Genomic DNA, 11,659 nt, shown 5'->3' with positions numbered 1-11,659 from the left:
CGCTAAGTACCGAAATCATTGTCAGTACTCATCCCCCAGAGGAAGATACCTCTACGAGTGCTGACATCGACAAGCTATAAATATATGGAGAATAAAATGGCTGGTGTATTGGGAATGATTCTTGCTGGTGGTGAAGGCTCTCGCTTAAGACCTTTAACTGAATCACGCAGCAAACCCTCGGTTCCTTTCGGTGGTAGTTACCGCTTAATTGATTTCGCTTTAAATAACTTCGTTAACGCGGATCTAATGAAGATCTATGTATTAACGCAGTTCAAGTCACAGTCACTGTTCCACCATATGAAAAAAGGTTGGAATATCAGTGGTATAACAGATCGTTTTATCGACCCAATCCCTGCTCAAATGCGTACGGGTAAGCGTTGGTATGAAGGTACCGCAGATGCGATCTATCAAAACCTTCGCTTCATGCAGCTAGAAGAACCGGACCAAGTTTGTATCTTTGGTTCTGACCACATCTACAAAATGGACATTAAGCAGATGCTTGATTTCCACAAAGAGAAGAAAGCGGCACTAACGGTTTCTGCTCTACGTATGCCTTTGGCTGAAGCATCAGAGTTCGGTGTTATCGAAGTTGATGCGGAAGGGCGTATGATTGGCTTTGAAGAGAAGCCTGCAAACCCTAAGTCAATCCCTGGTGACCCTGATTCGGCGTTGGTTTCAATGGGCAACTACGTATTTGAAGCCAATGAGCTTTTTGCAGAGCTTGTTGAAGATGCGGATCGCGAAGGCTCTTCACATGACTTTGGTAAAGACATTATTCCTAACATGTTCCCACGTGGTGATGTGTTTGTGTATGACTTCAGTACCAACCGCATTACTGGTGAGAAAGAAGAAGTTTACTGGCGTGATGTAGGTACGATTGACGCGTACTGGCAAGCTCACATGGATCTTCTTGAGAAAGATGCACCATTCTCACTATACAACCGCAAGTGGCCACTACACACTTACTACCCACCGTTACCACCGGCGACGTTTACAGACTCGGCTAATGGCCGTGTTCAAATCATCGATAGTTTGGTGTGTAATGGTAGTTATGTTCGTGGTTCTCGTATCGAGAAGTGTGTACTTGGCTTCCGTAGCAACATCGCATCAGCGTGTGATATTAGTGAGAGTATCTTATTGGGCGACGTAAAAGTGGGCGAGGGCTGTGTACTTCGTCGTGTTATCGTCGATAAAGATGCAGACATCGCACCGGGTACACAGATTGGTGTAAACCTGAAAGAAGACAAAAAGCATTACCACGTCTCTGACGATGGTGTAGTAGTAATCCCTAAAGGAGCACGAGTTGGTTACTAAGACTCTCTCGGTACTTTTTGTAGCGTCTGAAGTTGAAGGCTTGATTAAAAGCGGTGGCTTGGCTGATGTAGCCAAGGCACTGCCTAAAGCGTTACAAACACTCGAACAGGACGTTCGGGTGACCATCCCCGCTTACCGCAATATCCCAAATATTGATTCTGCAGAAGTTGTTCTATCGACAGAGCTCGTTCATTGGCCGCATACGGCTTATCAAGTTAAGAAGTTAAGCGTTGAAGGCGTGCAAGTATTTGGTATTGAATGTGCTAAATACTTCGACCGTCCAGAAATGTACGCCGAAAATAATCAGGCTTATGCTGATAATGGTGAGCGTTTTTCGTTCTTCAGTGCAGCATGTTTGGATATGCTTCCTAAGCTTGGTTTCCAACCTGATATTATTCACGCGAACGACTGGCATACAGGCTTTGTTCCTTTCTTGCTTAAATCTCGCTACCAGCAGCATGACTTTTTTGAGAACACGCGTAGCGTAATTTCAATCCACAACGCGGTGTTCAAAGGCGTATTCTCATACGATGAGCTGCAATGTCTTCCTGAAATGCACAGTTGTAATGTTCCGGAAGCTGCGGTCAGTGATACGCACGTGACTATGCTTAAAGCTGGTGTGTTATGCGCAGACAAAGTGAACGCAGTAAGCCCAACGTACGCAGAAGAGCTAAAAACAGAGCTTGGTAGTCATGGTATGGCAGCTGAGTTCCAACGTAGAGCTTCAGACTTAGTCGGAATTCTAAATGGTTGTGACTACGGTGCTTGGAATCCAGAAACGGACGCATTTCTTCCTCGTAAATACAAAGCGACCAAACACAGCATGGCGCGTGGAAAGTCAGCGTGTAAGCAGAAATTGCAACAAGACGTCGGCTTGCCGGCTATCGATTGTGCCGTTTATGGGATGGTTTGTCGCTTAACGAACCAGAAAGGCGTTCACTATTTGTTGCCTATCATTGAACAATTCTTGAAGAACGATCTTCAGATTGTGATTGTGGGTACGGGTGACCCTGTTTTAGCGAGCCAACTTAAAGAGCTATCAGCGCTGCATTCAGAAAAGTTCTCTTTTGTAGAGGCGTACAATAATGAATTAGCGCATCTGGTTGAAGCGGGTTCTGACTTTTTCTTGATGCCTTCTGAGTTTGAACCTTGTGGTTTAAATCAGATCTACAGTATGGCTTATGGCACCTTACCTATCGTTCGCTCTGTCGGTGGTCTAAAAGACAGTGTTAATGATTATGACGAAGAACCAGAGGTTGCGACCGGCTTTGCTTTTGAAGAGCCGACTCCGCAGGCCTTATTGGCCGTTCTACATCGTTCGTTACTGCTTTACGCACAAAACCCATCTGAAATTAAGCGTGTTCAGCTTTATGCAATGCAGAAAGATTTTAGTTGGGAAGATGCTGCAAAAGAATATCTAGCAATGTACCACTCTGCTATGTAGTAGCGGTTTATCTAGACACTAAAATTGGCAAAGTAGATAAAATGAAATCACACAAGGCGCTCTGAGAATCGGGCGTCTTTTGTTTTCTGGTCCGAGCACATCGAGTATATTAAGACAAAGCTTGCAAACTCATTGTAGTTCGGTAGAAAAGGTAGTTAAGGTATTCACGAGGTTAATGATAGGTTTGGCACTATTATCACCTAATCTTCTCAATTGCGTGATATCCTTAGTCATCGCCTTGTGATGAGGCATAGCTCCATATTAGTAATTAAAGCGATAGGTATGTCTGAGAGTTTATTATTTCATAAAACATTTACTCACCCTACGAGCGATGAGTGGGTGGTATTTGTGCATGGCGCTGGAGGTAGCTCCTCAATCTGGTTCAAGCAGATCAAGGCGTATAAACAACATTTCAATTTGCTGCTCATTGATTTGAGAGGGCACGGTAAATCAGACAATATCCTTAAAGATCTGATGTCGAATCGTTACACATTTAAATCGGTTACTCTCGATATCCTTAAAGTGCTCGATCATCTAAAAATTCGTTCGGCGCATTTCGTTGGCATGTCGTTAGGGACCATCATCGTCCGTAATATTGCAGAGCTAGCTGCGGGACGTGTACGTTCAATGGTATTAGGTGGAGCTGTTACTAAACTCAATACTCGCTCACAGGTATTAGTTAAACTCGGAAACCTAAGCAAACACATCATTCCTTACATGTGGCTTTATAGTCTTTTTGCTTACATCGTAATGCCACAAAAAAGTCAAAAAGAGTCTCGTCACCTATTTATCCGTGAAGCCAAAAAACTGTGTCAAAAAGAGTTTAAGCGTTGGTTTATATTGACGGCTGATGTGAACCCTCTAATGAAGTACTTCAAAGACCGCGAATTGCCAATCCCAACCCTCTACTTGATGGGAGAGCGTGATTACATGTTCATCAAGCCCGTTAAAGAAATGGTTGAGGCGCATGAGTCGAGTGAACTGGTCGAAATTGCAAACTGTGGTCATGTTTGCAATGTTGAAAATCCAGAAGAATTTAATCAGCACTCTATCGAGTTTATCCAAAAGCAAATTCAATGATTTTTAAGTCAGTGATCTGAACTAATATAGAATTGAAATAAAAACGTGAAGCTATTGTTAGCTTCCCGTTTTTGTTTAGAGGAGGTATCGGGTGAAGCAGCTAGGGCTCCATTAAGTTCATTTATTCAGGAGAGCTTGCTCCGCACTGCCAGCATGAACCAAATTGTGCTTCGTTCACTTCATGACATTCACTGCAGCGCCACTCATCATAAATGATGGAATCTTGTTGCTTTTGATAGTCATTAACGATTGTGCGGGCTTTAGTGGCCATTTCTGGCTCATATAACCACACATAAGGGTCAGTTTCTTCTGTGAATGGGATTTCCCCTTTCAAACCAAACAAACCTTCACCACGGACTTCACACGCAATATTTTCACTTTCTAACAATCCGCAGATGATGTACGCTTCTGTCGGATTCGATGCACTGAAGATTTTCATTGAGATTGAACCTTATTCGGCTATCTGTGTTATTTAGCTATTATAAATTATTCAGCAACAGGCGCTGAACGAAACTTACTCATCAACCATTTCGCAATAATTGGGAATGCGCCCAGTAATGCAAATGACAATAGTACAGATGGTGAAACGATACCTGAAAGCGAATCAATTTCTGCGAGTTGAGTACCAGCATTTAAGAATACAGCAGTGCCTGGAAGCATGCCGATTTGGCTTGTTACGTAGTAGCGAGTCACCGACATCGGCGTCAAGCCCATTAGCAGGTTGATAAGAAAAAATGGGAATACAGGGATGAGGCGCAAAGAGAACAAGTAAAATGCGCCGTCTTTTTCGACACCTTTATTAATCGTAGAAAGCTTGTCGCCAAACTTAGTTTGTATCCAGTCACGCAGCAAGTAGCGGCTACTTAAAAAGGCAAGAGTTGCGCCGATCGCACTGGCGAAAGAAACCAAAAGTAAGCTATTCCAGAATCCAAATAGAGCAGCACCAAGTAGTGTAACAACTGCTGCTCCCGGAATAGAGAAGGCGGTGATCAAGACATACGCGATGAAGTAAGTCGCGGCAGCCACAATAAAGTTACTTTCTATATAGTCGTTTAACACGGCTTGCTGTGCTTTAGCATTTTCCAGCGTGAGGTATTGACCAAAGTTGATGCCTAGTAAAACAATCGTAACGACTAGCACAATACCCAATATCATTTTCTTACTCATTGATACTTCCTCAAATTTTCAATGCATACCATTAGTATAGATAGACAGGCAAAGCATAGATTAACTTTCATTAGATGATAAAAAACTATTTATTTTATGCGATTAGTAGAGCTTGAATGGCTAGCCCAACTGCTTGGCTTTGTGTAAGCGATAGGAATTGGCAACATAAAGCTGGGAAAATATCCAGAGATTAGAAGATTATGAGTTTTTGCTAGAGGATTGTTTTATATCACTTAATCTAAGAGGAATAATTTGTACCACGTAAAAAGTGATAAAAATTTGAAAGAGTTTTGGTCTTGGTTCGTTCTATATACGTAACAATCGAGGCATGAAAATTGTTTTAGATAATTATTCAGGCAGACAACTAAGGAGCTAGCTATGAAATTATTATCAATGATGACGGTTATCGCTACAACAAGCCTTTTCTCTTTCCAAGCTATGGGTTCGGGTGTCTATCATAGAGCCGCTGTAGAATCTAAAATCTTTAAAGGGGATGTAGTTGCGAGCCAATCACAGGCTTACGAATCTGGTAAACAAATCTGGATGGAGATAAACGGCAAGAGTTCCTATGAACTCAGCAAAATCCTACCTCAAGCTTCGGAAAAGGTGGACGTGCGTTCGTTTGAAATCAGAAACGGGAGCATCAAAGTCAAAGAAACCATGAACTCATCTGGAGAAATTAACTTCGTTCCGATGGTCAAAGTAGACTTTAAGTATAATTATCGTCCATCTTTCTAGGATGTTGATAGGGTACAAAAACAGCACGCTATCAAACATTACGAATTGAAAAAAAAGCCGCAGAAATGCGGCTTAATTGTATAAAAAAGGGTGTACTGACAATGTTAATTGACGCGACTGATAAGCTCTTCGCGACGTTGCTGTGGAATAACCGACCAATGCGTGCCATTGATCGCTCCTTCTAATGCCCAAAGCAGTTCAATACTGACAGAGGACGTATGAGATTCCTTGATGGCATTAAATGCGTTTACAGAGCCAGATTCATATAAACGTTCTACGGAATCAATCCCGGCTTTCTTCAACATGCGCTCAGTGGCAAGTCGAAGATTAGGGAGGTCTTTGAGTCGAGTAGGCTTAGCAGCGGACTGTTCAGCTTTCTCTTCTTTTGCAAAACCCAGAGACGTAGTTGCAAGTTGTAAGATTTTCTCTTGGTCTTGCCACAGGCCTTCTGGTAAAGCGAAGTATTTAGTTACGACAGGGAAACCACGTTTTTTGTAGACGTACGGTTGAAATCCTTGTTGCTCGAACTGTTTTGTTGTGCCTTTGTCTGCTCGTATGTGCAACTGGTCATTAACAACCAGAGCAAACATAGTGTCATCAGCAAAAAGACCGAATCCACCAAACATTGAGCGTGATTTTATTTTTCCTAGGGGCTCAAATAACTTCATTGAGTCCTTTAGTATCGGTTTATCCATGTTATTTATCTCGGTGTATTTGAACTACGCCACCAAATAAGCAGGTCCGAGAGATTAGCAAAATGTTGCAATTACATTGTCAATAAGCCGTAAATTACTAAATTATTAGTAGTTACTGCATTTTGCCATCGGTAACCCCGCTACCATACCAACGAGTGGTTTAGGCCGGAAGCTTTGCGTCTCACCTTTTCAAGTGATTTGCCCTGTGCGTGACTGATTGAATAGAATAAAGTTTTTGTTGAATGAGGCTCACACTTGATATTTCAAAGTGTGATATTGCTTCAATTAATGATTTTTATTATATGAAACTAGGTTCATTTTGTCTGCTGATAAAAAAAGCGCACCCAGAGGTGCACTTGATGAAAATAAACTCAATTTATCAGTTAATTTAACGTTTTAACTGTACTACGTTCAACAATTTCTGGGTGCATTTCGAAGACACGTTTTTCATGGTCTTTGTCTTTTATGCGCTCAAGCAGAATTTCGAATGCGTTCTTACCGACACGACGTTTCGGTTGGTGAACGGTAGTCAATGGTGGAGAGAAGTACTCAGCCAATTCGATGTTATCGTAGCCAATGATAGATATATCTTCTGGAATACGGATGCCTTTCTGCTGTAAGCGACTCATTAAGCCGAGTGCCATCGTATCGTTAAAGCAGAACACTGCCGTAGGGCGCTCTTCCATTTCAACAATTTTGTCTGCGGCAAGTACAGCAGTATCACACTCAAAGTTACCTTCGATGATCATGTCGTCATTTGCAGCTATGTTTGCTTCTTCTAGAGCGCGCTTGTAACCAGCGATACGTTCAACACACGCTGCTTTGTCTAAGTGGCCACTTAAACAAGCAATCTTTGAGTGACCGCGATCGATTAGGTATTTAGTCGCTAGGTAGCCGCCTTCTTCAGAGTTATCAATGATTTTATCTGCTTGAGAACTCTCTGGGCCCCAGTCCATGACTACTTTAGGGATGTCAGCATGTCGATCTAACATCTCTCTCAGTTCTTCAGTTAGGTCTGAACACATAACTAAGATGCCATCTACACGTTTCTCTGCAAGCATTCGAATGTAGTCACGTTGCTTCTCATAGATACCACCAGTGTTACACAGGATCAAAGTGTAACCTTGACGGTAGCAGTAGCTCTCAACACCATCGATAACTTCAGAGAAGAATAGGTTTGTTGATTGAGTCACTAGCATGCCGATGGTTCGTGTTGAATTACACTTCAAACTACGAGCAACAGCACTTGGTGCATAGTTTAATTCGTCTACCGCTTTATTTACTTTTTCTTGAGTCGCTTCTGCAACAAAACGTGTTTTGTTGATTACGTGAGAAACGGTTGTGGTTGATACGCCTGCTAAGCGAGCGACATCTTTTATAGTGGCCATGGTTTTATCCTATTAGAAGCTACTTTCCCCAAAGTACGGAGTGAAGTAGCCGTTAAGCTACCTAACTAAGAGCTTAAATTTGTAGGGCTCTTTTGGGTACTAAAGTGTTAAAAAACAAAAAACCGCTAGTGAGCGGCTTGTTTTAACACCGAAATGCTCTGAACTTAATAAGCATAGCATTTCGTGAATGTTTCATATTTTATCGTTTGCGGTCACAATTCTAGACTGACTAGAAAATACTCGCAATACAATTCACCCAGAAATCCGGGTGAATTGTCACATTCTACGGAATTTATTTACCTAGTCATCAATTAAGCTTATTCACCAGCTAAATATTGAGCGTCTAATTGACAGAAAGCCATTAATAGAGAGGAGACAGCAGCGTAGAAACCGAATTCATCAACATCGTGACACTTAACGTTGAATTTCGGGATCCAAGTTAATAGCTGTTGTTCGATAAATTGTTGCTGAACTTCGAACGACTTTTCTAACTCTTCTTCTGATTCTGTTTCATTAGAGCGAATGATTAAGTTACCTAAGAAGTCTAGCTCGATCGCGATGTGGTCCGCAGGTTCTTTTAGATCTTGGTTAACCACTAGGTTGTGCTCAGCCATGATTTCTTCCATCTCTTTCGCTGGCTTATCGTTTAATAGGCCAGTTTCACCGATGTACATTGAGGCATAAGGAAGGGCGCCGTGCTTATCTGTCTTTAGGAAAAGGTCACAAAAGTCAGCAGACAGTTCTAATTGAGCATCTTCGCGAGTTTGTAGGCGGTTCAGTGCATCAACTAACTTATCAATAGCAGGCTTTAGAGTTTCATTTTCGCCTAAACCAGTTAAGAAAGAACGAATTTCAACAGAATGGTAGTGGTCAAGTTCGTCTTGAGTGAGCTCTTTGGCAAATAAGCTTGATAGCCACCAGTAAATTTCTGCTCTTTGCTCATTGAACGCTTTCGTATCTTTCATTGCTTAGATCCTGATTTAGTCTTGTGGTGTCTTTTCGCACACCAAGGCTGATGACGAGGTTATTTGCGAAATGCAAAGTTACTCGTTAGTAGTAATGCCTATATTGAATTGTGCTAGACGACAAATAGCAAGGTTTAAGATTGTCTTGTATCAAAAAAAATCCATGTTTCTGGCATTTATCTTCAGTACCACTAGAATTGTTACTAGTTATGAATAGAATAGTCACCGAAACTATTAAATAAGAAAAGTGGTGTAGATGAGCTATCACGTATTAGTCGTAGAAGATGATGTGGTGACCCGTAGTAAACTGGTTGGTTATTTCCAGAACGAAGGTTACACAGTTAGTGAGGCCGAGAGCGGTGCTCAAATGAGAAGCGTGTTAGAAGAAAACAACGTTGACCTCATTATGCTGGACATCAACTTACCAGGCGAAGATGGATTGATGCTAACTCGCGAATTACGCAGTCAATCTGACATTGGAATTATTTTAGTTACTGGACGCACGGATAGCATCGACAAAATTGTTGGCCTTGAAATGGGCGCTGACGATTACGTTACTAAACCTTTCGAACTTCGCGAGTTATTAGTTCGAGTTAAAAATCTACTTTGGCGTATTTCTGCTGCTCGTAAAACGACAGTAGGTGAGGCTGAAGAGTCACAAGATGAATCAGTGGTTCGTTTTGGTGAGTGGACATTTGACATCCCTCGTCGTGCGTTAAGCAAAAACGGCGAGCCGGTAAAATTGACGAAAGCTGAATATGAATTATTGGTTGCACTGTCTTCTTACCCTAATCAGGTATTAAGCCGCGAACGTATTCTTAATATGATCAGCCACCGTGTTGATGCGCCGAATGACCGTACTATTGATGTACTGATTCGTCGTATGCGCGCAAAAATGGAGTTCGATCCGAAGAACCCACAAATTTTTGTGACGGTTCACGGTGAAGGTTACATGTTTGCTGGTGACTAAACTCTTTAAGAGCTCTTAGTCAGCAAGAGAACTCAAACTTAAAAAGCCGAGACATCATTGATGTCTCGGCTTTTTTATTATTTTGGGGTTTTATGTCGTTTGCCTATTGAGGCTGTGCTGCCGAAACGGCTTTATCGTCTTCAGCTAAGCTAGAAGCTTCAGGTACTACGATTGGCTCTTCAGCAACATCGCTACTGGTGTCTAACCAGTCGCGTAGGCTTTGCCAAATTAATCCCATCGTCTCGTGCCAGTAACGTTCTGTCTGTTCAAGATAAATCGCTTTGGGCATGTACTTGTTCCAAGGTTCTACTATTCCGTCTTGAGCAAGGTAGTTGGTTGGCGCAGGCAATGGTTTCATACCTGCTGCATTAAATTCGTTCAGAGCACGTGTCATGTGGCTTGCTGAAGTCACTAACACCATCTTTTTGTTTTTCACGAACGCTGCTGCTTGGCGAGCTTCTTCCCAGGTATCTTTTGCTGTTTCCAATAAAATGATGTCAGGTTTTGCCACGCCAAGTGCTAAGGCTACCTTAGCCATCATTCTTGCGTTACTGACCTCTGTACCGGCATCGTAGCCAGACAAAATCAGTTTAGCGCCAGGGTACAGGCGTAAAATTCGAATCCCCTCACTTAAACGCATCAAGCCTTTTCTGTTCAGTTCAGATGTTGGTGGGATCTGATCATCAACGACGTGTCCGCTACCAAGAACCATCACGTAATCGACAGTCTCATCGACCGGTAAAAATGCAGTGTGTTGCCTTTCCATTGGCATTAATAGTTGACTAGAAACTGGTTGGAAAGCGATTAGGAAAATGCCACAGAGGGCAGAGAGGGTAATTAAGCAACCAGTCTTTCTTTTAGTAGTAAACATCACTAGGGCTAAGCCCAGAAATGCGAGAATTAACATTGCTGGTAGTGGCATCAGTAATGAAGACACTACTTTTTTCAGCTCAAACATATCCGAATAGTCCGAAAAAACATCACTTAGTAGTAAAAAGAGACATCGCCTCTTTATTCCTGAAATTCCTGTGACAGAATAGCAGGCACGATAGGACATAATAACTCAAGTAGCTGTGACTGAAGACCGTAATTTCGACGATATTGCCCACAAATTTGCAAAAAATATTTACGGCTCCGACAAAGGAGAGATCCGTCAGATCATCGTATGGGAAGATTTAGAACAAGCTTTGAGCAAGTTTAAGGATTCTGCTTCTCCACTGCATGTGCTTGATGCCGGAGGCGGGTTGGCACAGATGTCGCAAAAAATTGCGGCACTTGGTCATAAGGTTTCTCTATGTGATCTCTCTTCTGAGATGCTAAAGCTGGCTCAAGAAGGGATCACCGAAGCGGGGCTGTTAGAGCAATATGAGTTTATCCATTCTCCAGTACAAAAAGTGGCAGAGCATCTCGATGATAAAGTCGATTTTGTGATGTTTCATGCCGTTATGGAGTGGCTAGCCGACCCTAAAGAAGCACTCGATTTGCTACTTGAACAAGTTAAACCGGGTGGCGTTGTCTCGATAATGTTTTACAACCACCACGGATTAGTCCTGAAAAATGTGATTTGTGGCAACATTCCTCATGTATTGAATGGGATGCCACATCGAAAACGGTTTAAGCTGCAACCACAAAAAGGCTTGAAGCCTGAAGAGGTTTACCAATGGATAGAAGACGCTGGTCTAGAAATCTGTGGTAAATCTGGCATTCGCTCCTTCAGTGACTACATAGGAAATATGGAGTACATGGGCGATTACCAATTTGAAGATGTACTGGAACTAGAAAAACAGCTATGCCGCCAAGAGCCATATCTGTCACTAGGCCGCTATATTCACGTTTGGGCTCAAAAACCTGCGCAATAACAGTGATGGATGTGGTAAAAGAAGCCACAACATGCGCTA

At 42.3% G+C, this 11,659-nt stretch carries 12 protein-coding genes and 1 riboswitch; of the genes, 6 read left to right on the top strand and 6 right to left on the bottom strand.

The genetic code is table 11. The features are described 5' to 3' along the window. The first annotated feature begins 84 nt into the window (after positions 1-84). The 3 genes from glgC (at position 85) to BTO10_RS16585 (ending at position 3,838) form a co-directional block, all read left to right on the top strand. Positions 85-1,314 (top strand): glucose-1-phosphate adenylyltransferase, encoded by a 1,230-nt coding sequence (gene glgC / locus BTO10_RS16595; RefSeq protein WP_080566511.1) that lies wholly within the window; start codon positions 85-87, stop codon positions 1,312-1,314. Next, positions 1,304-2,758 carry a glycogen synthase GlgA gene (glgA, locus tag BTO10_RS16590; RefSeq protein WP_105025271.1) on the top strand — a complete coding sequence of 485 codons (1,455 nt, stop codon included), beginning with the start codon at positions 1,304-1,306 and terminating at the stop codon, positions 2,756-2,758. Before glgC ends, glgA begins: the two co-directional genes overlap by 11 nt. 282 nt (positions 2,759-3,040) lie before the next feature. After that, positions 3,041-3,838, top strand: a complete 798-nt coding sequence (locus BTO10_RS16585; RefSeq protein ID WP_105025270.1) for an alpha/beta fold hydrolase — start codon at positions 3,041-3,043, stop codon at positions 3,836-3,838. A 121-nt stretch (positions 3,839-3,959) separates the two neighbouring features. Here BTO10_RS16585 and BTO10_RS16580 read toward each other — a convergent pair whose 3' ends face one another. Beyond that, positions 3,960-4,277 (bottom strand): putative signal transducing protein, encoded by a 318-nt coding sequence (locus BTO10_RS16580; protein ID WP_105025269.1) that lies wholly within the window; start codon positions 4,275-4,277, stop codon positions 3,960-3,962. Positions 4,278-4,324: 47 nt separating this feature from the next. Then, positions 4,325-5,005 (bottom strand): TVP38/TMEM64 family protein, encoded by a 681-nt coding sequence (locus BTO10_RS16575; RefSeq protein WP_105025268.1) that lies wholly within the window; start codon positions 5,003-5,005, stop codon positions 4,325-4,327. A gap of 378 nt (positions 5,006-5,383) precedes the next feature. Between BTO10_RS16575 and BTO10_RS16570 the strand changes: the two genes are divergently transcribed. Next, complete coding sequence (locus BTO10_RS16570; protein ID WP_105025267.1) at positions 5,384-5,743, top strand: DUF3316 domain-containing protein; 360 nt, start codon at positions 5,384-5,386, stop codon at positions 5,741-5,743. A gap of 104 nt (positions 5,744-5,847) precedes the next feature. Here BTO10_RS16570 and BTO10_RS16565 read toward each other — a convergent pair whose 3' ends face one another. From BTO10_RS16565 to torD, 3 genes are all read right to left on the bottom strand, one after another. Continuing rightward, a complete protein-coding gene (locus BTO10_RS16565; RefSeq protein ID WP_004737443.1) occupies positions 5,848-6,438 on the bottom strand; it encodes a TfoX/Sxy family DNA transformation protein in 591 nt (196 codons plus the stop codon). Between the two features lie 127 nt (positions 6,439-6,565). After that, positions 6,566-6,651: riboswitch (cyclic di-GMP riboswitch) on the bottom strand. Positions 6,652-6,821: 170 nt separating this feature from the next. Beyond that, on the bottom strand, positions 6,822-7,826 hold the full coding sequence (gene purR, locus BTO10_RS16560; RefSeq protein WP_004737444.1) for an HTH-type transcriptional repressor PurR: 1,005 nt from the start codon (positions 7,824-7,826) through the stop codon (positions 6,822-6,824). Between the two features lie 317 nt (positions 7,827-8,143). After that, positions 8,144-8,791, bottom strand: coding sequence for a molecular chaperone TorD (gene torD, locus BTO10_RS16555; RefSeq protein ID WP_004737445.1), 648 nt, complete (start codon positions 8,789-8,791; stop codon positions 8,144-8,146). Positions 8,792-9,047: 256 nt separating this feature from the next. Between torD and torR the strand changes: the two genes are divergently transcribed. Continuing rightward, the gene (gene torR, locus BTO10_RS16550; RefSeq protein ID WP_105025266.1) at positions 9,048-9,761 is read left to right on the top strand and encodes a two-component system response regulator TorR; all 714 of its coding nucleotides are present in this window, start codon (positions 9,048-9,050) and stop codon (positions 9,759-9,761) included. A 103-nt stretch (positions 9,762-9,864) separates the two neighbouring features. Here torR and elyC read toward each other — a convergent pair whose 3' ends face one another. Then, positions 9,865-10,719, bottom strand: a complete 855-nt coding sequence (gene elyC, locus BTO10_RS16545) for an envelope biogenesis factor ElyC (RefSeq protein WP_004741107.1) — start codon at positions 10,717-10,719, stop codon at positions 9,865-9,867. 115 nt (positions 10,720-10,834) lie between these two features. Here elyC and cmoM point away from each other — a divergent pair, with 115 nt between their 5' ends. Further along, positions 10,835-11,620: a tRNA uridine 5-oxyacetic acid(34) methyltransferase CmoM gene (gene cmoM / locus BTO10_RS16540; protein ID WP_004741106.1), complete on the top strand. Its 786-nt coding sequence runs from the start codon at positions 10,835-10,837 to the stop codon at positions 11,618-11,620. Positions 11,621-11,659 lie beyond the last annotated feature (39 nt).

Origin of the sequence: Vibrio chagasii (genome assembly GCF_002954585.1) — a bacterium.
Taxonomy (GTDB): Bacteria; Pseudomonadota; Gammaproteobacteria; order Enterobacterales; family Vibrionaceae; genus Vibrio; species Vibrio chagasii_A.
Note: the sequence above shows the minus strand (reverse complement) of the source record. Positions and strands in the feature narration are given on the sequence as shown.

Bases quoted from the DNA above. Each gene is read 5' to 3' on its own strand.
- torD (WP_004737445.1), bottom strand. From the start codon at position 8,791: ATGAAAGATACGAAAGCGTTCAATGAGCAAAGAGCAGAAATTTACTGG.
- BTO10_RS16580 (WP_105025269.1), bottom strand. From the start codon at position 4,277: ATGAAAATCTTCAGTGCATCGAATCCGACAGAAGCGTACATCATCTGC.
- elyC (WP_004741107.1), bottom strand. From the start codon at position 10,719: ATGTTTGAGCTGAAAAAAGTAGTGTCTTCATTACTGATGCCACTACCA.
- BTO10_RS16585 (WP_105025270.1), top strand. From the start codon at position 3,041: ATGTCTGAGAGTTTATTATTTCATAAAACATTTACTCACCCTACGAGC.
- glgC (WP_080566511.1), top strand. From the start codon at position 85: ATGGAGAATAAAATGGCTGGTGTATTGGGAATGATTCTTGCTGGTGGT.
- BTO10_RS16575 (WP_105025268.1), bottom strand. From the start codon at position 5,005: ATGAGTAAGAAAATGATATTGGGTATTGTGCTAGTCGTTACGATTGTT.
- purR (WP_004737444.1), bottom strand. From the start codon at position 7,826: ATGGCCACTATAAAAGATGTCGCTCGCTTAGCAGGCGTATCAACCACA.
- BTO10_RS16570 (WP_105025267.1), top strand. From the start codon at position 5,384: ATGAAATTATTATCAATGATGACGGTTATCGCTACAACAAGCCTTTTC.
- BTO10_RS16565 (WP_004737443.1), bottom strand. From the start codon at position 6,438: ATGGATAAACCGATACTAAAGGACTCAATGAAGTTATTTGAGCCCCTA.
- torR (WP_105025266.1), top strand. From the start codon at position 9,048: ATGAGCTATCACGTATTAGTCGTAGAAGATGATGTGGTGACCCGTAGT.